This window comes from Bifidobacterium catenulatum PV20-2, assembly GCF_000800455.1.
Lineage (GTDB): Bacteria > Actinomycetota > Actinomycetes > Actinomycetales > Bifidobacteriaceae > Bifidobacterium > Bifidobacterium kashiwanohense_A.
In genome coordinates this window covers 84,669-109,930 of record NZ_CP007456.1, presented here as the reverse complement: position 1 = coordinate 109,930, position 25,262 = coordinate 84,669, and the positions used below count along the sequence as shown (strand labels likewise).

Genomic DNA, 25,262 nt, shown 5'->3' with positions numbered 1-25,262 from the left:
CACGCGCTTACTGCGCGCCTCTCGCGAGATATTATACTTATTTTCACATTCTCTCGAACCTGTTCGACAGTCCGGTGTGTATATCGTTTGACGGCCCCCACCACAGTTTTTTCGATTTTCGTTTTTTGACTTTCCTTGATTTCTCCCTTGAAATCACGTTGTACGGATTATTGTTTCGCACTTCATCCGATACTGCATCGATGAAAGATATATCATGCGCAACATCCTGCAAAACATCGCAATTACACACAACAAAAGAAACGGCGCAAAGCTTGCGATATCCACGCTCACTTTGCGCCGTCTTCTTATATTGATGATGACCTACATTGCGATCAGTCGGTCGGAACGTCGCCGGACTGGGTGTGGTCGAAGACCGGCTTATTGTCTTTGTCGAAGGTGTAAACACCGATATTCGCAGAACTCGGATCATTGTTCTTATTGAAAGGTCCGATACCGGTCTGGCCCTGGTACTGGATATCCTTGCCATCCTTCAGCAGAGCAAGGCAAGCCTTGTAGGAGTCACACTTCTCGCCGCCATTAGCGCCGGAAACCGCAGCCATATTGGCCTGAATGGTCTTGCCGTCAGCACTACCACCCTTCTGAGCGGCAAGAGCTGCCAGAATAATGCCATCGTAGGTTTCAGCACCATACGTGGTGGTGTTCTTCAGATCCACGCCGGTGGATTCGAGACGCTTGATGAAATCGTCGGACGGGTTGACGCCAGGAATGGTGCCCTTCGAGCCTTCCAACAGGCCCGCGTCGAGTTCGCTCGAATAGTCGGAGGTGTTGCCATCCACGAAGTACAGTTTCTTGGTGTCGACCCCGGCGGAGGCGAGCGCCTTGAGCAACGGCTTGGTCTGGTCGAAGGCGATGACGAGCGTCGCGTCGGGGTTGGACGCCTTGATGGCGGTGGCGATTGAGGAGAAGTTCGTCTCGGTCGGATCGAAGGTGTCCTTTTCGCCGTAGACGATGTCGACGCCCGCCGCGGAAGCGGTCTTGACTACCGTGTCGCGCAGACCGGTGCCGTATTCGTCGTTGAAGACCGCGATGGCGAGCTTCTGCACGCCGTCCTGCGCGATCAGATTGCCCATGACCGCGCCCTGCACAGTATCAGGTGCCACGGTACGGAAGAAGTAGTCGGACAGGCCGGAGAAGCCGGCCGAAGTGGCCCCCATCGACAGCATCGGAATGTTCTGCGAGGTGATGGACTTGTATGTGTTCTTGACCACGGAGCTGGAAGCCGGACCGATGATGAACGATGGGTTCTTGCTCAGCACGGACTGGGCCGCGGACGTGTTCTGGTCGGCATGGTCAGCATCGGACGTATCAGCGTCCACGGTGGTGACCTTGCTGCCAAGTACGCCACCGGCGTCATTGATGTCTTTGACTGCCAGCTTTTCGGCAGCCAGTTCAGGCGGTGCCAGATAGGCCAGGGATCCTGTTTCCGGCCACAGACCACCAAGCACGAACTTGGTGGTTTTGGCACCGGAACCAGATGCGTCGGAGCTGGAGCTTCCGGAGCCGGAGCCACAGCCGGCGAGCGCCATGACCGCGGCGGCCACTACTGCGGCGGCGGTGATGGACAGCTTTCTCATGCCCTTCATGTTTGTCTTCTTCATATGAATCACCATTTCCTCTCTTGGCTCCGCTGATTGCCGAACCCTTGGTGACGATTGCCGAGATAGGTTGCTCGAACATCTTGAGGTGCACTATAGGCTGCGAGGAAACCGAACGTGTATGCGTGAAGTTAACCGGAGATGAAGTATGAAAATTGTTGGAAACACAAGGATTTGTGTCAGTTTTCAGGCATGGTGGAACCGCCGGCGGGGGTATTCCGCCCCACCGGCGGAGACTTGCTTCAGAGTCCGAAATTCCGGCTTGTAGGAGATCGCGTAACGTGTACGGAGACTGACATCCGAGTTCTAAGGCACTCCAAAGCACTCCAAAGCACACGAAAGCGCTTCGAGCGAAGAGGATGACGGGCCTTATACGCTCCGTTCTGCGATTTACCGGGGCTACCTGTCCTCTTCCTGGACCTCCTCTTCCAGATTGCCCAGGTACAAGGAGACAACCTTCGGATCGTTCATCAAATCACGGCCCTTGCCAGAGTAGGCGTTGCGACCTTGGTCGAGCACATAGCCACGATCACAGATCTGCAGGCAACGGCGGGCGTTCTGTTCGACAATGACCACGGAGACGCCGGCCTTGTTGACCTGACGCACGCGGATGAAGGTTTCGTCCTGAAGCATTGGCGACAGGCCCGCGGAAGGCTCGTCCAGCAGGAGGACCGACGGCTTCATCATCAGGGCCCGGGCCATAGCCACCATCTGACGTTCACCGCCAGACAGCTGGCCGGCGAGCTGATTCCTACGCTGTCCGAGCTTGGGGAAAATCGAACACACATAGTCAAACCGCTCATTGAACAGTTTCGGCGCCTGAAACGCGCCCATATGCATGTTTTCCGCAATGGTCAGGCTGGGGAACACGTTTTCGGTTTGCGGCACGAAGCCAACGCCTCGGGACACGAGCTTGTCGGCACGCAGATTGGTGATGTCCTCGCCCTTGAGCAGAAGCTTGCCGGAATGAATATGCACCAGGCCGAACAGCGACTTCAGCAACGTGGACTTGCCGGCACCGTTCGGGCCGATAATGCCGACGATCTCGCCCTCGTGGAGCGTGAGGGACGCGCCGTTGAGAATATTCACGCCAGGAATATAGCCAGCCACCAAATCCACCGCGTCAAGCAGAGGCTCACCCTCCGGCTCCCCCACATGAATCTGCGCGCGGGACAACGGCCCCGACTCCTGCGCACCTCCCTGCATGTCACCCTGCGTGCCCGATTCTGGCGAATCGGACACGGAAAGCGCCCCAACAGACATCTGGATGACCGATTCTCCAGAATCGGACACACTGGCGGCAGGAACACGCGTCGGATCAGTTGCGTTCGTGACGTCGCTCATCTCAGGCCTCCTTCAAATCTTCCAGCACGGAATCGTCACCCAAATCAATGTTGGCGTGGGCACCCAAATACGCGTCAATCACAGCCGGATCGCTCATCACGGTCTTCGGCTGGCCTTCCGCCACGATCTTGCCTTCCGCCATCACAGTCACCCAATCGGCGATATGACGCACCATGTTGATGTCATGCTCCACGAACAGCACCGTGGTGCCCTCTTCACGCAACGCCATAATGTGGTCGAGCAGCGACTGCTTCAGCGCAGGATTCACACCCGCCATCGGCTCATCCAACATGACCAACTGCGGATCAGACATCAGCGCACGCGCCATTTCCAACAACTTGCGCTGACCACCAGAAAGCGCACCCGCATAATCATCCTTCTTTTTGATCAGCAGAAAACGTTCCAGCAACGCTTCCGCCTTCTCAATATTCGCTTTCTCCTGCTTCTTCCACATGCCGGGGAACAGCGCGCGGAACATGCCCTCACCAGGCTGTACGGGGGCACCAAGCAGCATGTTGTCGAGCACAGTCAAACGGCTCATGACCTTGGTCAGCTGGAACGTGCGAACCATCCCCATACGCGCCACTTTTTCAGGCTGCACATGCGCCATGTCTTGACCGTCGAACTGCCAAGTGCCGGTATTCGGCGTATCAAAGCCAGTCATCAGATTGAAAAACGTGGTTTTACCAGCACCATTCGGTCCGATCAGTGCAGTAATGCCATGCCTTTCGATTTCAAAATGATTGACATCCACTGCCGTCATACCGCCGAATTTACGGGTTACATTATCTGCGATCAGAATCGGATCAGGCTTGTGAACTCCCGGCTTGTTCTCCACGAATTTCAAATCTTCCGTGACTTTGTCACGATAGGCCGTGGAGATCAGCGTCTCACCTTCGGGGGTTTTGGTGGCCCACTTGGTCAGATCATGGAACGGTACGCCCGGCTGTGGAATCGGTTGAGTTGCCGACGTCGAAATATTCGTTGTATCAGGCATGGAAAGCCAACTCCTTTCGGTCACCCAACAAACCTTGCGGTCTGAAAATCACCAGGCACATCAGCGAAACGCCGACAATCACCCAGCCAAGGGCTTCAATCTGATTGGAGGAAATCAAAGTTTCGGGAACAGTGTTGCGCATGACCTCCTTGACAAACGTGAGCAACACCCACAGCACGCACGAGCCAAGCACCGGGCCAAGAATCGTAGCCGCACCACCCAACAGCAGGATCGTCCACACATAGAACGTAACCGTACGACCAAGCGAATCAGGCTGCACGGAACGAGGCAGCACGAAAATAATGCCAGCCATCGCGCCGAACAATCCGCCCAAAATCAACGATTCCATCTTGTATTTCGTAACCGGCTTGCCAAGCGAACGAATCGCATTCTCATCCTCACGAATACCCTTCAGCATGCGACCCCACGGCGAATGGAACCAACGCCAGCACAGGAACGCGGCAATCGCAACCAAAACCCAAGCCACAATGCGCAGCCACCAGGAATTCGCAATATTGTTGCTGTACGTCCACAGCAGGAACGTGGTCGAACCGTCCGGAAGCGGGGAAAACGCTTCGAAACGTTCCGTGAAATCCTGCGGGGAAATACCTGCGGAACCGCCGGTGAACTTCGTCATAGCAGTCGAACGGCCAACAATACGAATGATTTCCGCGGCCGCCAACGTGACCATAGCCAAATAATCCGGACCAAGCTTCAACGTAGGAATACCCAGTAGCAGCGCGTAAATGACGGCAAGCGCCAAAGCCACACACACCGAAGCGAACAGATTACAGCCCATCGACTGCGTGATGGCGAATCCGTAGGCGCCGAGGAGCATGAAGCCCGCCTGGCCCATGTTCATCAGGCCGGTCATGCCGAAGTGAATGTTCAAACCGATGGCGGCCAATACATATGCCGCCGTGGTGGGGGCGATCAGCTCGCCCGCCGCGTTGGAGATGATTGTCATGATATCCATGAATCAGCCCACCCTTTGCTGCTTGCCGAAGATGCCCTGCGGGCGCACCAGCAGAACGATGATGAGGATTGCCAGCGCGCTGGCGTAACGCATATCGTTGGGGATAACAAGCGAGCTCATGTCCGCTACGATGCCGATGACCAACGAGCCGATGAGCGCGCCGTTGGCGGTGCCGAGGCCGCCGAGCGTCACCGCGGCGAACATCAGCAGGATCAGGGTCGCGCCGGTGTTCCAGGAGATGCCGTTCAGATAGATGCCCAGCAGCACGCCGGACAAGGCGGCCATGGCGCACGAGAGAATCCATACCACGCGGACCACCTGATCCACGTTGATGCCGGACGCTGCGGCCAGTGCCGCGTTGTCGGAAACGGCTCGCGTGGCGCGGCCGAGTCGAGTTTTGTACAGGAACAAGGTAACGCCGACGATCACGACAATGGCGATCGCCGCGGAAAGCAGCGTTGGCATGTCAGTGGTGATCGGGCCGATTTGGAAGCTGTTCGGCACGGATTTGACAATGCCCTTGATGTCGCCGCCGAAGAAGAACTGGAACGTGTACTGCAATGCCATCGACAGGCCGATGGTGACGATCATCTGCTGCATGGTGCCGATGTGACGGCGGCGCAGCGGCCCCCACACGATTTCGTTTTGAATCAAGCCGGTTAGCGCGCCAACGACAATGGCGAAAATAGCGGACGCCACGACCGGCATATGCAGTATTTGCGTGCCAACATACGCCATAAGGCCGCCAAGTGTAACCTGCTCACCGTGGGAGAAGGACTGCAGGCCGGTAGTGCCGTAGACGAGGTTCATGCCGACCGACATGAGGCCGAGCATCAGGCCGAAGATGATACCGGAGTAGAGCTGCTGCCAAATGCGCTTGCCGATGTTGGAGCCGCTCTTTTTGGCGCTCTGCGTGTCCGAGTCTGCAGAATCGGACGTTCCAGCCCCACTTTTTGCACTCTGGTTGTCCGATTCTCCAGAATCGGACGTTCCGGATGCGCTGGAATTGGCACCGGCCTGGTCGAACCTCACGACGCCGCGCTGCTTGTCGAAACTTGCCTTCTTGATCGTGACCGTCGCGCTACTTGCCTTCAGTCCATGCTCTTTCGCAACGGCATCGTCAATCGTGACCATGTAATCGCCATCATCGGCAACGGAAAACGCCCACTTGCCGTCGGCTGCGGTTGTGGTCTCCGCCGTAGCCTTGCCGGACAACTTGACGGTAGCGCCCGCAATCGGCCGCTTATCGGCATCCTGCAAAATGCCGTTGACGCAACCATTGTCGGAAGTCGGATTGCACACGTCGACGGCTTCCGCAGCCATCGCAGCAACGGGAGAGAATATGAAAAGCATCGAGAGAACGGCAAAAATCGAACAAAATATTGCGATTCCCGATCGACGATGCCGTTTGAAATACGTTACGGCTGTCATTGGTTTTTCCTCTCTTGTTGTTTTCACAACGTAGGAGAGGAAACGGCTTGCGCGGTTGCGCTCAGATTTCTTTCATGTTACTCAGCGACCGTCCGTGTAATGTGAAAATTACGCCGGATTGGCGAGCAGCGCAATGCCGAAACCGGTGGCCACGCAAATGAGAGGCACCGCGATGGTTGCTATTCCATAGCCCAGAGCCAGCGTAAAACGACGCTGGCGAATCAATGAAACCACTTCGTTGAGCGCCGTGGAGAATGTTGAGAAACCACCGAGAAATCCGACAACGAACATCATGACCGTGTCCATATCCACCGATTGCGAATAGTAGGACATCATGGCGATGCCCGCGCATAGCGAGGCGACGCCGTTGATGACGAGCGTAGATAGCGGGAAGTTGCGGTTCGTTCTCCGATTCTCGCGATTCCAGCCTCGTTGAATTGACACGTCGAGCACGTAACGGGCCATGGCGCCCAGACCGCCGAACAGACAGATCATCCACATCATCAGCGCACCTCCCCGGTAGCCGGGTCGGCGATAAGCGAAATCTCCGCAGTGATCGGTTTGGGCTCGAAGCTGGGCGGAAGCGGGTTAGCCGGCTGCTGGGGCTGCTGGATTGGTTGCGACTGCTGAATCGGCTCGGGCAGCTGCCCCAAGTCTGGAGTATCCGGCTCGCGCAGCAACGGCTGCGATGGCTGTGTCAGCTGAGGAACGGCCAGCGGAGGAATCTGCGGAACGCGGCCTGTCTGCATAGGCTGGCTGGCGGTCGGCGGCACGGTTGGCGTTTCGACTCGCGGAACCTGTCCCGTCTGTGCAATCTGCTGGACCGCCTGCGCGGCCTGCTGCGCCGCCTGCGCGGCTTCCATTGCGGCCTGCGCGGCAGAACGCGCCACGTCGGCCACTTTCACATGGCGTACGCCCTGCGTGTCCGATTCGGCGGAATCGGACACGGAAACAGCTGAAAACGCACCCCGAACCCGCTTTCGAGTACTCCGTGACAGCAGTGCCTGCATCAGAACCACGCCGGCGGCGGCAGTGAGCAAACCGCCTGCAAAATTTCCCGCAAGATAGCCAAGCGCACTGGCGATATGCCGCTCGTGCAGACCTTCCATCGTTTCCAGCATCACGCCGGACATCGTCGAAAGTCCGCCGAGCAAGCCGAGCCCAACACCACGGCTGACAACCTGCCGCACCCGGCGACGCAGCCACGAAGCGGTCGCCATGAATTCGGTCAGCATCGCGAACAGGAAGCAGGCGACCATATTCGACACAAACGTGCCCACAACGAACGGCGTCCCGCTGACCGACGGCAGAAGCATATCCAACGCATGCCGACAGCCGACTCCAACAAATCCACCGACGAACACCACAACATACATCAGTCCATCGGCGAGCGGATTGAACCGCGCCTGCATACGTTTCATCGGTGCCAGGGGAATCGTAGGCGGATCCATGGTGTTAGCGGCGGGCGTGGTTGCACCAGCATGCGTCACCTCAACAGTGTCGATTGCCTGCGTGATGGGATGCGAGTCCTCACCCGCGGTCACCATGTCTCCCGGCGATTGTTCTTGCGATTCCATTGCGCTCCCCCTGTACTGGCCTCCCGCGGACAGCGTTGTTCCGCCCATAGGCCGTGCAACAACGAGCTGGGCCGCGGTTGCCGCCTTCCTAACGTATATGAGTTTACACGGAGCGCCAACGTATACACCTTGGATGTCCGATTCCGCAGATTCGCACATCCAAGGGCCAGCCGAATTCAGCCAGGCTCAGTCAAGCCGGGCATCACACAGCCGCCGCATCGCAGGTCGCACCTCGCGCTCCTCCTCGCCACTGAACAGCACCACCAAATAGTCGCCGGCACGCAGCAACGTGTCCCCACGCGGCACAATCTCACGTTCTCCGCGCCGCAAGCCAATAATCAAACAACCCGAAGGCCACGCGACATCGCGCACACGCTGCCCGTCCGCAATCGCGCCCATTTCCAACGGCAATTCCATAACGCCACTGCCAACCTGGCTCGGAATCCTCGTATCGTCACCCTGCGCACGCATGTAGCGTTTCAGCAACTCGCCATAAATCGGCTTCGTACGCAGCAAATCAGAAACCAGCAACGCAATAAAAGCAACGGCAGCGACTGGCAGCATATGCGTCAACGTGCCAGACATCTCCACAGCCAACAGAATCGACGTGATCGGCGTTTTCACGGACGCGGCGAGCGTGCCCGTCATCACGCACACCGCAAACACCGCCACTGCGTCGGATGGCAGGTCACCGAATCGATGCAACACTTCACCGCAGATGCCGCCGGCCAGCGAACCGACCGCAAGAATCGGCATGAAAATACCGCCAGGCGCGCCTGAGCCGAAACTCGTGGATGTGAACAGCATCTTCGCCACGAACAGCAGACACAGCATTCCCAAGCCGACGCGTGCATGTTCGGCGGTATCAATCAGATTCGAGCCGCCGCCGAGCACATCAGGCAGCCAAATTCCAACCGGCAAAGCGATCGCAATCGCAATCATCGGGCGGCTCCATGCCGGCAGTTTGCCGTACAGCGTCTGGAAGCCAAGCAACAAGCGGTTCATCAGCGAACCAACCAAACCGGCCACCAATCCCAACGGAATCAGCCACACATACTCTTCCAACGACAGCTGGCCGATATCACCGAAATCCAAAACCGGACGCAGACCGAAACAGTATTTCGAGACGAAATCGGCGGTCAGCGATGCGGCGGTGGCGCCCATCAGAATCGCAGGGGAAAAACTCCGATGCACCCCTTCCAAAGCGAACATCATGCCGGACAGCGGCGCGCTGAACGCGGCGGACAAGCCGGCCGCGGCACCGGCGGTGACCAGATAATGCTCCTGCATGTCCTCACGGCGGCGGCCGCGCAAACGGTGGGACACACACTGCGCACCCGACGCACCAATCTGAATGGACGGCCCCTCACGGCCGAGCGACAGGCCAAACAACGCGCCCAACAGTCCACCGACGAAACGGACTGGCAGAATCGTCTGCCAACGCATCTTCAGGCCGCATATCACCACGCCGTTGGTCTGCGGGATGCCGCTGCCACCGGCCATCGGCTCCTTGCCGACCATCCACGCGATCGCCAGCGCGGCCGCCACCGCGGCAACCGCCCACGGCGCAATCAGCCACGGTGTCTCGCGAATCCGCGCATATATCCAGCGGGACGCATCCGTGCCGTATTCGATGCCGAGACGGTATACAACGACCAGCAATCCTGAAACCAGACCAATGACTATGCCGGCCGCCGCCATCTTCCACTTCAAGTGGTCGAATCGCGGAATCAGCCGGCGGATATCATGTGCCGCGTCGTTACCAGTCAAGCCGGGAAATTCGTTGCTGACAGTCGTTGCCGACGGTCAGTCGACCAGCGAATTGATCTGGATGATATGGTCACGCTGTGGGCCGGTGCCGATCACGGAGATACGGCAGCCGGACAGTTCCTCAAGACGCTTCACATAATCCTGGCAAGTCTTCGGCAGATCATTGAAGTCGTGGATTTGGGAAATATCCTCGTCCCAACCCGGCATGGATTCGTAGATCGGCTTCGCCGCCGCGAATTCGGACTGATCGGTAGGCATATCGTCGCGGCGTTCGCCGTTGACATCATAGGCCACGCACAACGGGATTTCCTTCAGGCCGGTAAGCACGTCGAGCTTGGTGAGCACGATGTCGGTCAGGCCGTTGACCTGAGCCGCATAACGGTTCACCACCGCATCAAACCAGCCACAACGACGCGGGCGACCCGTAGTCACGCCATACTCATGACCCTGCGCACGCAGCCACTCGCCATCCTCGCCAAACAGCTCAGTCGGGAACGGTCCTTCGCCCACGCGGGTCACGTACGCTTTGGAAACACCAATCACACGGCTGATCTTGGTCGGGCCGACACCAGTACCGGTGCATGCGCCGCCGGCGGTCGGGTTGGAGGATGTGACGAACGGATACGTGCCGTGATCCACGTCGAGCATGGTGGCCTGGCCGCCTTCGAACAGCACGGTCTTGCCTTCGTCAAGTGCCTTATTGAGCACCAGCGAGGTGTTGGCCACATACGGCTTCAGACGTTCGCCGAGCTTGAGCAGCTCGTCGGTAGTCTCGTCCACGTCGATCGGACGACGGTTGTACAGCTTGACGAGCATCTGATTCTTCTGATGCAGGCTCGCCTCGACCTTGTCATGCAGATGTTCGGCGTTGAACAGGTCGTGTACGCGGATGCCGACGCGGTTGATCTTGTCCGCGTAGGCCGGACCGATGCCGCGGCCGGTGGTGCCGATCTTATGCTTGCCAAGGAAGCGTTCGGTCACCTTGTCAAGCGTGCGATGGTACGGCGCGATCACGTGCGCGGCTTCGCTCACCAGCAGTCGGGAGCAGTCCACGCCACGGCTTTCAAGACCGTCGATCTCCTCGAACAGCACTTCGGGATCGACGACGACGCCGTTGCCGATCACGGGGGTCACGTTCGGGCTGATGATGCCGGAGGGCAGCAGGTGCAACGCATACGATTCGTCACCAACGACCACGGTATGGCCCGCATTGTTGCCGCCATTGAAACGCGCAACATAGTCGACCTTGGTGCCGATAAGATCGGTCGCCTTGCCCTTACCTTCGTCGCCCCACTGGGCACCGATCAAAACAATTCCAGGCATGTTGTTGCACCTCCGCGCGTATGCGATTTCGCCTCAAAGCCTTACCCAAGGCCTTACAAAGACTACCCTGCGCCCTCTACCGGATATCTGCCGGATATGCACCGATCAGCCGTTGAAACTAGTCAGTTCCATCGTTTTCGTCTCATACAACGCGACACACCCACCGTGCCGCACACGCCGCATGCATTACACGGCGCGTGCGGCATCACACTACTTCAACGCCTTGCCCGCGCTGCCAAGCTGCCTGCAAGCCTCCACCACGCGTGCGGCCATGGCGCTTTCCGCTTCGCGCCCCCACGAACGCGGGTCGTACAGCTTCTTGTTGCCCACCTCGCCATCGATTTTGAGCACCGAATCATAGTTGGAGAACATGTGACCGGCCACCGCACGGCTGAATGCGTACTGCGTATCGGTGTCGATGTTCATCTTCACCACGCCGTAGCTCACGGCCTGCGCGATCTCCTCCGGCGCGGAGCCGGAACCGCCGTGGAACACCAGGGCGAACGGCTTACCGGGAGCGACATCCAGCGAGTGCGCGGGGTCGGGCATTTCGCCGGCCTTAATCGCGAGCGCGACCGTGGTCTGGATTTCGTCGAGCAGTTCGGGGCGCAGTTTCACCACGCCCGGTTTGTATGCGCCGTGCACGTTGCCGAAGGTGAAGGCGGCCATGTAGCGTCCGCGCTCACCAAGGCCGAGTCGTTGCGCGACGGCGATGCCTTGTGCGGGCGTGGAATACAGTTTGTCATTGATTTCGGCGCTGTGTCCGTCTTCTTCGCCGCCGACCGCGCCGATTTCGATTTCCAGCACGGTGTGCGCGGCTTGGGATTTGTCGAGCAGTTCTTCTGCGATGTCGAGGTTTTCACCCAGCGGCACTGTGGAACCGTCCCACATGTGTGACTGGAAGGTCGGTTCCTGACCGTGCTTCACCTGTTCGACTTCATGGTCGAGCAGGGGCGCACCCATTCGTCCAAATACTGTTTGGCGCAGTGGTCGGTGTGCAGGGCGATGGTGATGTTGGGGTATTTCGCCGCGACTTCGTGCGCGAAGGCTGCGAAGGCAAGCGAGCCGGTGACGCGGTCGTTGACGCGTTGCCCGGAGAAGTAGGCGGCGCCGCCTACGGAGACCTGGATGATGCCATCGGATTCCGCCTCGGAGAAACCCTGGAGTGCGGCGTTCAGGGTCTGTGTGCTGGTCACATTGATCGCGGGATAGGCGTAACCGCCGCGGCGTGCGGCGTCCAGCATTTGCGCATAACGTTCCGGCGTTGCAATAGTCATGCCTCCATTATCGCCCGACCCTATCCCACTTGTCATGTGACAACATTCGCCATCTTTCCTTTCCGTTTTCCCGACCGTCCGCTCCATATCCAGGTCGCCCGCCCCGCTAGGGCCATATGCCGAGCGTTCTCGTCTCATATCCCGACACTTGCGGGACCGACCAATAAACATGGCGAAACCATTGCGATCGTTCCATCGGAAGTCATAGAATATCCACCGGATTGCGCGACGAAGAGCCCAACCGGGTGTTCCCGCACGGGCATGCCGCCGCACGTAGATGTTGCGACCAATACCCGCGAGGAGGCTTGATGCACCAGGTTTTCGCCATCTTCCTTCGAGACGTGAAACGCATTCTGAAGAACCCCGTGGCGCTCGTCGTCACGCTGGGTGTGGCCATCATCCCATCACTGTACGCATGGTGCAATATCCTCGCCAACTGGGACCCGTACGCGAACACGGGCAACATCCAAGTCGCTGTGGCGAACGAGGACAAGGGCACAACCTCCACGCTGGTCGGCCATCTCGACGCTGGCCAGCAGACCGTTAACCAGCTTAAGAAGAACCATCAGCTCGGCTGGCGTTTCGTTCCCAAGCAGCAAGCCATCGAAGGCGTGGAATCCGGCAAATACTATGCGGCGATCGTACTGCCGGAAGACTTCAGCTCCAGACTAATCGGCACCGTCACCGGTAAAGACGACCGACCGTCGATCACGTACTACATCAACGAAAAGCTGAACGCAATCGCGCCGAAAATCACCGATACGGGCGCGACCACGATCGACGAGCAAATCAACACCACTTTCGTTTCCAGCGTGGCCGACGCCGTGGCGAAGGAAGTGAAGGAGGCAGCGGGAGAAACCACCGGCAGCATGAAAAGCGCGCAAAGCGACGTCATCAACGATCTGACCGACACCATCAACCAGCTCGAAACCGTCCAACAGCAGCTGCGCGACACCCGTTCCACGCTCGACAAGGCCCTCACCACCATCGATTCGGCCAAACAGTCCAACATCGCGCTCGCCTCGGAAATCACCAACTCGCTTGACACCGTCGGCAAGGCGTCCGACTTGCTGAGCGAGACGCGCACACAAACCGAACGATTCTCGAACACGCTGGTCGGAGCGCTCGACAACGGCAGCACGCAACTGTCCGGCCTGCAGGTCAACGTGAGCAATGCCACCGGCACCGTGCTCAGCGGACTGAACACCACGCAGGACGCGCTCGACCAAGTGTCCAGCACCATGCATCACGTCAACACCACCACCGGCAATGTGCTCGACGGCGTGGAGAAGGCGTTGCAGGCCAGCCAGCTGGATCCGAACAGCCAAACGTATAAGGATCTTTCCGCGCAGCTCGCCGAAGCCCGCAAACAGCTGACGTTCCAGCAGCAGCGCATCGACGCCTTCGATCAGGACACCACGGCTGCGATCAACGCGGGGAAGAACACCGCGAACGGGTTCAACGACGATGTCACCACGCTGGCGAAGAACGGCACGGCGTCGATGGGGAGCGCACGCACGACCATCACCGGCGCGGTCATGCCGAATCTCAACACCGGGCTCGATACACTCAGCCTGGCCAATGGGTCGCTGTCCGGCACGCTTACCACGCTGCAAAGCACGCTGGAACAGGGCAACGGGCTGCTCGACCAGTTGTCGCGCACCGTGACCCAAACGAACACCACCATTGCTGGCACGCAGACGCAGCTCGCCAATCTCGCTAAACAGCTCAACACCACGCGCACCGATGTGGCCGCGTTGAGCAGTTCGGCGATGTTCCAGCAGCTTTCCCAAGCGCTCGGACTTGACGCGAGCGAGGTCGGCTCGTTCGTGGGCGAGCCGGTGCATTTGGACGAACAGGTCCTCTACCCGGTCAAAAACTATGGTTCCGCGGTCACACCGTTCTACACGAATCTTGCGCTGTGGGTCGGCGGATTCGTGCTCGTCGCGATATACAAGCTTGAAGTGGACCGCGATGAGAAGATCCGCATGTACACGCCACGCCAAGGCTATATGGGCCGTTGGCTGCTGTTCGTCACGGTCGGATTCCTGCAGGCGATCATCGCCACGATCGGCGATCTCGCGCTGGGCATCCAATGCGAGCATCCGTTCCTGTTCATCCTCGCCGGCATTTTCGCCTCGTTCGTCTACGTGAACATCATTTACGCGCTCGCCGTGGCGTTCCGGCATATCGGCAAGGCCGTCGCCGTGATTCTGGTGATCATCCAGATTCCGGGCGCGGCAGGCCTCTACCCCATCGAGATGATGCCGGAATTCTTCCGCCGTCTGAAACCGTTCCTACCGTTCACTTACGGCATCAACGCGATGCGCGGGCCGATCGGCGGCATGTATGCCAACCATTATTGGATCGACATGCTCTCGCTGTTCTGGTATCTGCCTGTGGCGCTGTCCATCGGCTTGGTGGTCCGCAAGCTGGCGTTGAACCTTAACCGCCTGTTCGACAACCGTCTGGCGGACACTGATCTGATGATCACCGAACATAACGAAGGCACGGTGGAACCGTTGCGGCTCACCGAGACCGCGCAGCAGATCGCCGAGGAGTTCCCCGAACTCGTCCACAGACGGGCGATTCATTTCTTCCGCCTGTACCCGCGCCTGGTGCGCTGGGGATTCCTCGCGCTGGCGGTACTGCCGTTCGTGTTCCTACTGTTGCTATTCATCACGCGCATGAAGCTCGCCATGCTGCTCGGTTGGATCATTTCGATCATCGCCATCGACACGTATCTCATCGTGGTGGAGTATCTGCGCGAACGGTATGCGAATTATCTGGGCGAGGAAGCGATGAGTGCGGAAGAGTTCCGCAGCGCGATCCTGCATGAGAACCTGCTGTTCCGGCCGGGCATGCATTACAAGCCGATGCATGCCGTACGTACGAGGCTGTATGAGGCTGCGCATGGTGGTTCGGCCGGACATGCGCCTGAACATGCGGACGGAAACACGGACGGAAATGCTGGCAGGAGTCTGCGTGAGGAGGGGAACGAACAGTGAAAATGATCTGGGGCATCTTCAAGCGGGACATGTGCCACGCCACCCGCAACGTGATCGCCGTGATCGTCTCGATGGGCCTGGTGGTGGTGCCGGCGCTGTACGCTTGGTTCAACATCGCGGCCAGCTGGGACCCCTACGGCAACACCAAGGCATTGAAGGTCGCCGTGGCCAATAACGACAAGGGTTACAAGTCGGATCTCATACCGGTGCGCGTCAACGTGGGCGAAACCATCATCAGCACACTGCACGCCAACGACCAGCTGGACTGGCAGTTCGTGAAAAGCGACAAGGCAATCGACGGAGTGAAATCCGGCGAATACTATGCGGCGATCGTAATTCCGAAAGGTTTCAGCGCCGACATGATGACGCTGTTCTCCCCCGACATCAAACACGCGCAGCTCAAGTACTATCTGAACGAGAAAATCAACCCGATCGCCCCGCATATCACCGATCAGGGCGCGACAACCGTGGTCAACACGATCGACAAAACCTTCGCCAAAACGATTGCGCAAGTCGGACTCGACCTGGCCTCAAGCATCCTACACTATTCGCAAAGCCCGCAAATGGCCGAATACATGCGCAACCTCAACGGCAATCTCACCACCATGGCGGATACGCTGAGCGGCGCATCGCAGCAGGTAACGTCGTATTCGCAGCTGCTCGGCTCGGCGAACGACATCGTGGATTCCACGGGCAAACTGCTCGCCTCGGCGACCAAGGCGGGCAAACAGGCCCAGAACGCGTTGAAGCAAGGCAAATCAGGCGCCACGTCGTTCACTTCGGCAGGTGCGAACGTCACCTCCTCGGTGAATACCGCGCTCGACCAGGTGTCAGGCGCGTTCGACCAAGTAGCTGCCGAGGTGAACAAGGCGTTCGACGCGATCGGCAAGGACTCAGACACCGCAGCCAGCCAGTTGACAACGTTGAGCGAACAAGTCTCCAGCGGCGAATCGCTGTACGACACGTACATCACAAGCCTCAACCACATGCGCGAATCGGTGGAACAACTGCCGGACAGTGATTCCGCGAAACAGGCGCTGTTGGAAGCCATCGACCGGGAGATCACGCTGCTGGAAGCCGCCAAAGGCGATTCGCAGAAGCTCGCGCAGCAGCTGAAAGACGCTTCCACGCAGGTCACGCAGGATACCGCAGCCGCGGAACGCTCCCGCAAGGAGATCCTGAACCGCATCACCTCCGCGAAGCAGTCGATCAGCAATGTGCGCGACGATTACGCCACGAACGTCAAGCCGAAAATCGACGCGCTTGCCTCCACAGTCAGCACGCTGATCTCCCAAACCGACAGCATGATCACCCAGCTGAGCGGCACCGCCGACAATCTGGACGATGTGACGGGCGATGTGGGGACGAATGTGGCGTCCATCCGTTCCACGCTCGGCGCGATCGCGAAGAAACTCGACTCGTCGGCAGCGACGGTGAAGGAGCTGATCACGAAGCTGGAGACGGGCGGGAACGCCGGTGACGGCAACAGCGATGGTGGCGACGGTGACAACGACGCCAGTTCGTCCGATTCGGGTGAATCAGACGAACTACGTGCACTGGCCACCGCCAACGCGTCCACACTGTCCACGCTGATTTCCGCGCCCGTCGCACTGCATCGCGTCTCGGTGTACCCGATCGCGAACTACGGTTCGGCCATGGCGCCGTTCTATACGATCCTGTCAATCTGGGTGGGTGCGATCATCCTGTGCGCCATGCTGAAAGTGACGATTTCGGACCGCGAGAAGGCGCATGTGCTGGGCTTGGGCGACACGCTGCCGCGCATCGTCGGCCCGTCCGGCCCGGGGAACGCCTCACGTTGGGGACTGCGCCTCGACCACGAGTATTTCGGACGGTACGCGATCTTCGCACTGCTCGCGTTGCTGCAGGGCACACTGGTTTGCCTGGGTGACACGTATTTCCTTGGCGTGCAGGCGAATCATGCGCTGCAGTTCCTTGCCGTGGGGTGGCTTGCCGCGCTCGTGTTCTCGAATATCGTGTATACGCTGACCGTGTCGTTCGGCGATATCGGTAAGGCCGTGGCCGTGGTGCTGCTGGTGATGCAGGTCGCCGGTTCGGGCGGTACGTTCCCTATCGAGACGCTGCCGAAGTTCTTCCAAATGCTCTACCCGTTCCTACCATTCCCGCACGCCATCGATGCCATGCACGCCGCGATGGCCGGATCGTACGGCAATGAGTACCTGCTTGACATGGTGTATCTCGCCTTGTTCCTGATTCCTTCGCTGCTGCTGGGATTAGTGTTGCGCAAGCCGGTGATCCGGTTGAACAACTGGGTGAGCCGCAATCTGGAGTCCACCAAGGTGATGTGACGAGGCGGATTTGAACGGGCTGGTTTGAGCCGGTTTAGATCGGTTTCGGCTGGTACACGGTCTGGGAGTCCGATTCGGGAGAAACGGACAACCAAGATGGGCGCATTACACCTCAGACGTCCGATTCTGCAGAATCGGACAATCAGCGGCGTCGCGCAAACCACACGTTGATCAGCGAGCCGACCACCACCAGCGCGACACCGATCCAGAATGGCATGCCCAACGCCACACCCAATAGGAGCGTGCTGGAAGCAGTGGAGAACAGCGGCGTCGCATACGAACCGATCGCAAGCGTTTCCATACTGCCATGTAGCATGCCATACCCCCAGCACGCGTAGCCGCCGGCAATCGACGCGGCACATGCGAGCAGCGCAATATAGCCGCCGATGCCAGGCGCTACAGCTGGCAAACCGTCGCCCGAAACGAAATGGATAATCCACAGCACAACAGCAACGCAACAGAAGAAAATCGTCGTACCATCGTAACCACCGGACATCGATGGCGTCACGGTCGCGTAAATCGCCCAAATAAAGGCGCCTGCGAACGCGAGCGCGTACGGCAATGGATTGCTGGCGATATTGGCGACCGCTTCCTGCACGTCAAGGTTTTCACCGCCGACCGCCATTGCCACGCCGACGGTGGCTACGATTGCACCCGGCAGCGCTTCGGAGACCGAGCCGCGTTTGTGCGACACGGCGGCGGTCATCAGTACCAGCAGCGTCGGCCACAAATAATTGACGAGGCTGACTTCCACAGATTGCGCGTTCGTTGTGGCCAGACCGATCGACAGCGAGATCGACGCCTCATATGCGATGAACATGAGTCCGCCTGCGACGAGGTACTTGCGTGGCGCTTGGCTAATCGGTTTCGGCCGTCGCACGATGAGCAGGAGCATACCGCCGACAGTGTAGATGAGCGCCGAGCCTAGCGTGGCGCCGAACGATTCGGAAACGAGTCGCACGAGGCCGGCCATGAAGCCCCACAGGACGATTGCGAACAGGCCGATGAGTGTCGCCGCGTGTGATATGGCATGACCAAATAGGGGGTTACTGGGGCGTTCGCCTGCGGATTCGGCGGGAAGTTTCTGATCCGTATTCACGGATTCCAGCCTACCTGCCGCCCACCCCGCATGTCCGATTCTGCAGAAACGGACACTATTTGTTGGTTTACCACCGCCTGGCCTCCTTAACCAATGGCACGATGATGCCCACGACGCCACACAGCACACCGCCGATCGGCCACGGGACCCAGAACACCTTCATCCACGCGTCAACATCACTGCCCGCCATTCCAAGAAAAAGCATAAGCAACGCGACAACAGTCGCTAACAACATGATCACGCCACAAATTGCACCGGCAAGTCTGCTGTAAAATCTGTCCGACTCGCTCATCGTCGGGTGCGGCACGGAACGTCCCTCGCGCACGCTTTCCTCTTCGGATTCACGATTGTATTTGTCCACATTCACCTTGTCATGCGTCATCCCGGACATAATGAAACAGAACACCGCCGCGGCCACGCAAGCCAGCAGAATGCTGTCCGGCCACCCCGCGTCTCCGTCGGCAACAAGCTCGTCACAAAACACTCGCACGCACACGCCCGCCAAAATCAGCACGGCACCAATCGCAACACCAATCGCCAATACGACCGACGCACGTGACTTGTCCTCATCCGTGTAAAAATCCTGCACATACGGGTGGCGACGGCGGAAATCGCCATGCATGATTCCGGCCGGTATCAGCAAAGCGAGACCGACAATCGCGCCAACCAACGTGCATACCGTGACCAGCACGTCGTTCACCGGCGACGGCCCCAGGACAGACCCCTCCGGCGAAAACAACATGCCAACCGCGACGCCGAGGATGATTGCGGCCACACCAATCGCAATAAGCCACGCAAAACGCCTCATGTGACTGTCGTAGCCAACCACATCCTGCACGATATGTCGGGGCACGCTTTGCGGAATGCCCATCCCATCTCGCGTGTCCGATTCTGGAGAAACGGACAATTGAACACCGGTTTTGGCACCTTGTGCGTCCGATTCACCAGAAACGGACGCACAAACATTCGGATTCGTATCCCTCACGTCCGATTCACCAGAATCGGACATTCCTGCGACCTGCGATGCCGCAAACCCGATTACCCCCGGAACCGCGCCAACAGCAGCGTCGGCCGCCCCAACCGACGCGGCCACACCATCCGTATCAGCAGCCAAGTCCACGCGTCCCGCACCCCCACAGCCTGCCGACGCGCGCACGTCGCCCATGACCAAATCATCCAACGTCACGCCGAACATGTCGCAAAGCATCAGCAGCTTGTCCATTTCGGGGTATGCCTTCTCGGACTCCCATTTCGAAATTGCCTGCCGGGAAACGCCCAGCAGCATTGCCAGCTGTTCCTGCGTCATGTTGCGCGAACCGCACAGATACTGCAGATTCTCTTTGAAACTCATGTCCGCCCTTTCGTCGAGTTTCCATATCGCCTCGACTTGCGATTATTGGCGATTGCCAAGCAACAGCTTGTCATAAGCGTCGCGTTCCACGCCACCATCTTTCGGTTGCATTGCGATTCGCAACCAAATTTTGCGACGCAACCGACAGTTGCGCGGCGCGAAGTTGACTTCACGGGTCTTTTACGGCAATAGAAAAACTTTTGGAATTCCAACGATTCCAAGGGTTTCGAATGGAGCGGATGACGGGAGTCGAACCCGCCTCTAAAGCTTGGGAAGCTTTCGTTCTACCGATGAACTACATCCGCAAAATGTGCCTTTTGGGCACGCGCAATTAGTTTAGCATGTGATTTCCGCTATATGTGGCAGATTGTCCGGATTGAGAAAAGTGATTTCCGCTATATGTGGCAGACTCTTACGGAAAAGTACCGTCAAAAGGCTTGATCAAAGGATTTCGGGGGTACATATCCGAGAAAACATGCCACATATAGCGCAAATCAATTTGACTGAATCGTCATTTCTGCCACATATAGCGTTTTTGAATGCGATTGCGCGCGGAACACACAAGGGAAAGCACAAGGAGCGCACGAAGACGAACCATCCAATCGTCGGAAAAATCGGCAAAAAACGTCCGTCAGAAATCAGCCGCGCGTAGACCGTTGCGAATAGTCGCGCGAATATCCGCCATACGAACCTGCCGAGCCATGCGCAGACCCATATTGCGAGCCGAACTGCATCCCACCTAAACTTCCGCCCTGATGGATGTTCGACGCCGCAACGCCACTCGCCGCATAACCGCCGGCCAGATAGCCCGATTGCACGCCCTGTTGCCGCATTTCCTGACTCATCTGCATCAACCGGGCAATACGATCCTCAGTCGCAGGATGCGTGGAAAACAGGCGAGAAAAACCTTCCGCAGAAAACGGATTCGCAATCATCATCGCAGCAACCGACTGCGTACCGGCAGTCTTCTGCATCGGCATCGTCTCAGCGCCGTTCGAAATCTTATTCAATGCGGACGCGAGCGCCTCCGGATCTTCCGTAAGCATGGAACCATCTTCGTCAGCATCATATTCTCGCGTACGCGAAATCGCCATCTGAATAAGCGAAGCGGCAATTGGCGCAAGAATCGTGCTCAACAGCACACCCAGCAATCCAAGACCATTAGAAGACGAGTCATTGCGATCGTCGCGCGAATTGCCGCCACCGAAATACATGAGCGAATAGCCGAGATACGAAATGACCGTCGCCATTGCGGACGCGATCGCAGACGTCAGGATATCGTGATTGTACACGTGCATGAGCTCGTGCCCAAGCACGCCGCGAATCTCGCGTTCGTTCAACATCCGTAGAATACCCTGCGTGCAGCAGACCGCCGCATGACGTTCATTGCGTCCCGTTGCGAACGCATTGGGACTCATGGTTGGGGCGATATAAATACGCGGCATCGGCTTGCCCGCCTTCGCCGACAGTTCGCGCACGATTTTGTACAGTACCGGCGCTTCCTGCTCGCTGACTTCCTGCGCATGCATGGATGCGATCGCAAGTTTGTCGGAAAACCAGTAGGATGCGAACGTTGAGCCAAGTCCGATGAGAATGTAGATACCAAGCGTACGCTGGCCGCCACCGGTCGCCCACCAAATGAGCATGATGACGCCCCACATCAACGCGAATAACAGCGTTGTCTTCAAGCCATTGCAATGGCCATGCACCTGCAATTTGCCGTTCATGGTCACTAGCGTAGAAACGGAGTCTGAGTTTTTGCTGGATATGCGCTGGAGACTGGGCCGTGGAAAGGACTAGGGGCAGTTGCGGAAGTTCGCACGCTCAGCTTCTCCCCGGGTGTCCGATTCTCCAGAAGCGGACACCCAAGACGCATGAAAAAAGCCTGAAACCTATCGGACCGGACTCCAAACACCCACCTTAGGCGTGAGCCAAGGCGCGCATCTGCTTCGGGTCGATGACCTTCTTGTGCTCGCGACCTTCCTTCGCACCCTCAGCGCGTTCGAACGCATCAATCTTCTTCCAACCGGCAAAGTCGATCGGCTTGACACCGCGCGACTCCAGCAGTCGGTCGATGGATTCCGGATCACGATCAGCGGCTACACGGCCACCCTCGGCAGCCTTCGACAGATCTTCCAGCATGTTGGTGACGATCAGCAACGCGTCGGACTTGGTGGAGCCGATCAGACCAACCGGACCACACTTCGCCCAACCGGTCGCATACAGACGCTCACGCACCTCAACCGCAGCATCCGCACCATCCGCACCATCAGAGCCAGCCTTAGCAGCAACGGTGATGCGTCCGTCACCGTTTGCGTTCGCCAGATGCGCGTGACGCTCGTCGTACGCGATGCCCGGAGCGGTAGCCGGCTTGTAGCCGATCGCATGGTACACGGCCTGCACCGGATACTCTTCAAACTCGCCGGTGCGGCTCATCTTGCCGTCAGCCGACGTTTCGGTCTTCTCCACGCGAATGCCAACGACCTTGCCATCCTCGCCCAGCACTTCGACCGGCGCGGAATTGAAGTGCACATAATACTTGCGATCAGCCGGATTACCCTCGTAATCCACGTCACCGTCATCTTCCATGTCTTCCGCCATCTCACGAATCGTGAACAGCTCTTCGACCATCTGACGGGTCAGCTTATCCTTGCCGGCTTCTTCAATCGTGTCTTCATCTAAATCGAAATCGTCTTCGTTGATGATCAGCTGCACTCCCGGTAGCTTCTCCATCTCACGCAATTCCTGCACGGAAAACTTGGCTTGCGCCACACCGCGACGGATGAACAGGTGCAGCACGCGAGCCTTGTTCTCCTTGATGCCCTCGTACACATTGTCTGGAATATCAGTGCGTTCCTTCAGATCGTCGGCATTGCGCATGAGTTCGCGCGCCACATCCATGGCCACGTTGCCACCGCCGATCACGGCAACTTCCTCAGCTTCAAGCGGCCATTCGCGAGCGCCGGTCGGATAACCGTCGTACCATTCCACAAACTTGGCTGCGCCATACACGCCATCCAGGTCGGCGCCCGGCAATCCAAGCGGCTTGTCCTCAACGGCACCGGTGGCGAACAGCACGGCATCGTAACGCTCAAGCAGCTCGTCGAGGGTCACGTCCTTGCCGAATTCCACGTCGCAATACAGGTGGATGTCGGGGTTGTCGAGCGTCTTTTCGAGTGCCGACGCGATGAATTTGATGGACGGGTGGTCGGGGGCCACGCCATAACGTACCAGGCCGAACGGCACAGGCAGCTTTTCGAACAGGTCGATGCGCGCGGCAGAGCCGAGGCCAAGCTCCTCGCCGAGCTTCTTCAACTGGCGCAGGAAAATGTCGGAGGAGTAGACGCCTGCAGGGCCGGCGCCGATTACAGCAATACGAAGTTCATTAGTTTCAGTCACGCGCTCTAGCCTAATGCATTCCCTGCATTTGCAACAGGGGCGCACGAGTATTTTCTTGCGACTTCCTCACGCATGCGCGCCCGACGGAGTACGGGGGTCATATCGCCGGCGAACACCACCGTAAGTAATAAACAAACCATATACTATGTGCGACACTATGCACCGTCAATCGATTGACACCGCCACTGCAACGCGTTGTGGTGGGAAAATTTACGATTGCGGCGCGCACCGTATCACGAAGAAGAAGAATTATGAGTGACTCCAACAACTCGGCGCAATCCAAAGCACCGGAGCAAGGCGGCGTACGCAAGCTCGACAAGAGCGACGCCGGCTATGCGAAGGATCTGAAGCCCCGTCATATCCAGATGATCGCCATCGGCGGTTCCATCGGCACCGGCCTGTTCCTTGGCGCGGGCGGCCGTCTCGCGCAAGGCGGCGCCGGCTTGGCGATCGCATACGCCGTCTGCGGCATTTTCGCGTTCCTGATGGTACGCGCTTTGGGCGAGCTGGCAATCCGCCGTCCGTCGTCCGGCGCGTTCGTTTCCTATGCCCGCGAATTCCTCGGCGAGAAGGGTGCCTACGTGACCGGCTGGCTGTTCTTCCTCGACTGGTCGGTCACCGTCATGGCCGATATCACCGCCGTGGCCGTGTATTTCCACTACTGGAAGGCGTTCCAAGGCGTGCCGCAGTGGCTGTTGGCACTGATCGCCCTGGCGTTGGTGTTCGTGCTGAATCTGCTGAGCGTGAAGATGTTCGGTGAGGCGGAATTCTGGTTCGCCGCCATCAAGGTGGCCACTATCATCGCGTTCATGGTCATCGCCATCTGGGCCATCGTCACCGGCGCTCCGGTGGGCGGCTCCCACGCCGGCGTGGCCAACATCACCGACAACGGCGGCCTGTTCCCGAAGGGCATCGCCCCTGTGTTCGCCCTGACGCTGGGCGTGGTGTTCGCCTTCGGCGGCACCGAAATGGTGGGCGTGGCCGCGGGCGAGGCGAAGGACGCCGAAAAGGTATTGCCGAAGGCCATCAACTCCATGATCATCCGCATTTTCGTGTTCTATGTGGGATCCGTCGTGCTGATGGCTCTTGTGCTGCCGTACACCGCCTACTCTTCCAACGAATCCCCGTTCGTCACGTTCTTCTCCGGCATCGGCATTCCGCACGCCGGAGACGTGATTCAGGTGGTCGTGCTCACCGCGGCGCTGTCCTCGCTCAACGCCGGCCTGTATTCCACCGGCCGCACCCTGCGATCCTTGGCGGTGGCCGGCTCCGGCCCGAAGTTCGCGGCCCGCATGAACAAGCATCACGTACCGTACGGCGGCATCATCATCACCTCCGCGCTCGGTCTGATCGGCGTTGTGCTGAACGCCGTGCTGCCGTCTGACGCGTTCGAAATCGTCATGAACCTCGCCGGCATCGGCATCGCAGGAACGTGGGCCGCCATCCTCGTCACGCATATCGCCTTCCTCAAGAAGGTCAGGGCCGGCGAGGAGACCCGCCCCGCGTACCGCATGCCGGGAGCCCCGTGCACCAACTACATCTCGCTGCTGTTCTTCGCCGTGGTCGTGCTGTCTAATCTCACCAGCGCGGCCGGCCGTTGGACGCTGCTCATGTTCGCGGTGGTGGTTGTGGCCATGATCGCCGGATGGTTCTACGTGCGCGGCCGCATCAACGGCAATCTCATGGATGAGATGCTCGACGACAACGACAACGATGCCGCCGACGTGCCGGAAACCGCGGAAGTGCCGGGCAAGTAGGCACGTCATC

16 protein-coding genes, 1 tRNA gene and 1 pseudogene are annotated in these 25,262 nt (G+C 58.7%); 3 read left to right on the top strand and 15 right to left on the bottom strand.

Annotation, left to right across the window (positions count from 1 at the left end; genetic code table 11):
* Positions 1–332 precede the first annotated feature (332 nt).
* The 10 genes and pseudogenes from AH68_RS00410 to fbaA all read right to left on the bottom strand — a co-directional run bounded on the left by AH68_RS00410 (position 333) and on the right by fbaA (position 12,311).
* Positions 333–1,619: an ABC transporter substrate-binding protein gene (locus AH68_RS00410; protein WP_395947813.1), complete on the bottom strand. Its 1,287-nt coding sequence runs from the start codon at positions 1,617–1,619 to the stop codon at positions 333–335.
* Between the two features lie 396 nt (positions 1,620–2,015).
* Positions 2,016–2,960 carry an ABC transporter ATP-binding protein gene (locus AH68_RS00405; protein WP_395947812.1) on the bottom strand — a complete coding sequence of 315 codons (945 nt, stop codon included), beginning with the start codon at positions 2,958–2,960 and terminating at the stop codon, positions 2,016–2,018.
* 1 nt (position 2,961) lies between these two features.
* A complete protein-coding gene (locus tag AH68_RS00400; RefSeq protein ID WP_039196611.1) occupies positions 2,962–3,957 on the bottom strand; it encodes an ABC transporter ATP-binding protein in 996 nt (331 codons plus the stop codon).
* Entirely contained in the window at positions 3,950–4,933 is a 984-nt protein-coding gene (locus AH68_RS00395; RefSeq protein ID WP_039196609.1) for a branched-chain amino acid ABC transporter permease, read from the bottom strand. The genes AH68_RS00400 and AH68_RS00395 overlap by 8 nt, the downstream gene beginning before the upstream one ends.
* 3 nt (positions 4,934–4,936) lie before the next feature.
* Positions 4,937–6,364: a branched-chain amino acid ABC transporter permease gene (locus AH68_RS00390; protein ID WP_039196608.1), complete on the bottom strand. Its 1,428-nt coding sequence runs from the start codon at positions 6,362–6,364 to the stop codon at positions 4,937–4,939.
* 108 nt (positions 6,365–6,472) lie between these two features.
* Complete coding sequence (locus AH68_RS00385; RefSeq protein ID WP_039196605.1) at positions 6,473–6,868, bottom strand: fluoride efflux transporter FluC; 396 nt, start codon at positions 6,866–6,868, stop codon at positions 6,473–6,475.
* A complete protein-coding gene (locus AH68_RS00380; protein ID WP_039196604.1) occupies positions 6,868–7,941 on the bottom strand; it encodes a fluoride efflux transporter FluC in 1,074 nt (357 codons plus the stop codon). The genes AH68_RS00385 and AH68_RS00380 overlap by 1 nt, the downstream gene beginning before the upstream one ends.
* Before the next feature lie 186 nt (positions 7,942–8,127).
* The gene (locus AH68_RS00375) at positions 8,128–9,711 is read right to left on the bottom strand and encodes a ClC family H(+)/Cl(-) exchange transporter (RefSeq protein WP_039196602.1); all 1,584 of its coding nucleotides are present in this window, start codon (positions 9,709–9,711) and stop codon (positions 8,128–8,130) included.
* Positions 9,712–9,747: 36 nt separating this feature from the next.
* Positions 9,748–11,034 carry an adenylosuccinate synthase gene (locus AH68_RS00370; protein WP_039196601.1) on the bottom strand — a complete coding sequence of 429 codons (1,287 nt, stop codon included), beginning with the start codon at positions 11,032–11,034 and terminating at the stop codon, positions 9,748–9,750.
* A gap of 210 nt (positions 11,035–11,244) precedes the next feature.
* A pseudogene (fbaA, locus tag AH68_RS00365) lies at positions 11,245–12,311 on the bottom strand (class II fructose-bisphosphate aldolase).
* A gap of 308 nt (positions 12,312–12,619) precedes the next feature.
* On the opposite strand from fbaA, the gene AH68_RS00360 reads away from it, so the two are divergent.
* Positions 12,620–15,319: a YhgE/Pip domain-containing protein gene (locus AH68_RS00360; RefSeq protein WP_039196597.1), complete on the top strand. Its 2,700-nt coding sequence runs from the start codon at positions 12,620–12,622 to the stop codon at positions 15,317–15,319.
* Positions 15,320–15,321: 2 nt separating this feature from the next.
* Positions 15,322–17,646 (top strand): YhgE/Pip family protein, encoded by a 2,325-nt coding sequence (locus AH68_RS00355; protein ID WP_081995837.1) that lies wholly within the window; start codon positions 15,322–15,324, stop codon positions 17,644–17,646.
* Positions 17,647–17,788: 142 nt separating this feature from the next.
* On the opposite strand, the gene yddG is transcribed toward AH68_RS00355, so the two are convergent.
* The 5 genes from yddG to AH68_RS00330 form a co-directional block, all read right to left on the bottom strand.
* Positions 17,789–18,745 (bottom strand): aromatic amino acid DMT transporter YddG, encoded by a 957-nt coding sequence (gene yddG, locus AH68_RS00350; RefSeq protein ID WP_039196595.1) that lies wholly within the window; start codon positions 18,743–18,745, stop codon positions 17,789–17,791.
* Between the two features lie 67 nt (positions 18,746–18,812).
* A complete protein-coding gene (locus AH68_RS00345; protein WP_039196594.1) occupies positions 18,813–20,096 on the bottom strand; it encodes a helix-turn-helix domain-containing protein in 1,284 nt (427 codons plus the stop codon).
* 231 nt (positions 20,097–20,327) lie between these two features.
* Positions 20,328–20,401: transfer RNA gene (locus AH68_RS00340), tRNA-Gly, on the bottom strand.
* Between the two features lie 333 nt (positions 20,402–20,734).
* On the bottom strand, positions 20,735–21,823 hold the full coding sequence (gene htpX / locus AH68_RS00335) for a zinc metalloprotease HtpX (protein ID WP_039196593.1): 1,089 nt from the start codon (positions 21,821–21,823) through the stop codon (positions 20,735–20,737).
* 193 nt (positions 21,824–22,016) lie between these two features.
* Positions 22,017–23,495: an FAD-dependent oxidoreductase gene (locus tag AH68_RS00330; protein WP_039196592.1), complete on the bottom strand. Its 1,479-nt coding sequence runs from the start codon at positions 23,493–23,495 to the stop codon at positions 22,017–22,019.
* A gap of 251 nt (positions 23,496–23,746) precedes the next feature.
* On the opposite strand from AH68_RS00330, the gene AH68_RS00325 reads away from it, so the two are divergent.
* Complete coding sequence (locus AH68_RS00325) at positions 23,747–25,252, top strand: amino acid permease (RefSeq protein ID WP_039196591.1); 1,506 nt, start codon at positions 23,747–23,749, stop codon at positions 25,250–25,252.
* Positions 25,253–25,262: the final 10 nt, after the last annotated feature.